This window comes from Micromonospora sp. NPDC047620 (assembly GCF_043205005.1).
Taxonomy (GTDB): Bacteria; Actinomycetota; Actinomycetes; order Mycobacteriales; family Micromonosporaceae; genus Micromonospora.
Genome location: NZ_JBIDDG010000154.1, coordinates 1 through 1,178 on the forward strand (window position 1 = coordinate 1; position 1,178 = coordinate 1,178).

The 1,178-nt window shown below is 68.8% G+C and carries 2 protein-coding genes; one reads left to right on the forward strand and one right to left on the reverse strand.

Annotated features, from left to right (window positions below):
• The coding region (locus ACGF5C_RS34885) for a sigma-70 family RNA polymerase sigma factor (protein ID WP_393308705.1) at positions 1-615 on the reverse strand (615 nt) is incomplete at its 3' end.
• Between the two features lie 135 nt (positions 616-750).
• Between ACGF5C_RS34885 and ACGF5C_RS34890 the strand changes: the two genes are divergently transcribed.
• The coding region (locus ACGF5C_RS34890) for a hypothetical protein (RefSeq protein WP_393308707.1) at positions 751-1,178 on the forward strand (428 nt) is incomplete at its 3' end.

The following is a 1,178-nucleotide window of genomic DNA, read 5'->3' on the forward strand; positions in this document are numbered from 1 at the left end:
CCGTGGATCCAGGATCTCGATCAGTGCCTCGATATCCTTCGTCTCCCACGCGCGTTTGAAGTCTCGGACGACCTCGGCACGCTCGTCCCGAGAGGGACGTGCCGAGGTCTGGATACGACGGCGTGCGGAGGAGGCCAGCTGGCGGCAGGCCGCGGGCGTGCGGCCGACGATATCGGCGATCTCGGCGAAGGAATACCGGAAGACATCGTGCAGGACGAAGGCCACACGCTCGGCCGGCGTCATGGAATCGAGTACGACGAGGAACGCCATGCTGATCGATTCGTCGAGCGTCACCCGGTCGGCCGGATCGGCCGGTGCGGGCGTGCCCCACTCGCTGCGGTCCGGGACCGGCTCCGGAATCCACTCACCGACGTAGCGCTCGCGGCGAGCCCGCGCCGAACCGAGCAGATCCAGGCAGATGCGGCTGGCCACGGTCCGCAACCAGCCACCGGGCGCCTCGACGGCCTGCTGTTGTTCCGGGGACAGGGCGTACCAGCGCGCATAGGTCTCCTGCACCACGTCCTCGGCCTCCGCGAGGGAGCCGAGCAGCCGGTAGGCGAGGTTGATCAGCGCCCGCCGCTCACCCACCACCACGCTCGCTTCCGGATCGGTCATGATCTCGCTCCCTCGTTCGGTACAGGTCCTTCCACTGTTGGACGAAACAGCACGCCGAAATGTGAGGTCCAGGTTGTATGCTGCCGTTCGCCGGTGACAGTCGGGGGGGAGTACCCAGTGAAAAGAGCAGTATGGGTGGCAATCTGGTTCGGCGTGGCGGCGCTTTCGGCGTGCGGTACGGACGATGCCGCTGACGGACCGGCCTCGGCCTCCTCCGAACCGGTTGCTCAGCAGGTCACCGGATCGCCGGATCAGCAGGCCGGGTGCCCGCAGTCGCCCGCGGCCTCGGCAGGGCCGTACACCGCCACCACCGTGCCGGTGCGGGAACAGACCGCGACGCTGACGACCGACGTGACGCTGCCGCAACTCGAGGGCGGTGAGCAGGCAGTGCGCGATCGGTTCAACGCGGCGATGCGCGCCTCGCTGGCCGATACGAGCGGCGGCGACGCGAACGGTGCGCTGCACGACGCCCGGCTGCGCTGCGGGGAAACCAGCCGCGTCACCCGGATCGGGACGAAGGTCGTTGCGGGCGTGCTGATCACCGACCACACGTGGGAGGGCGG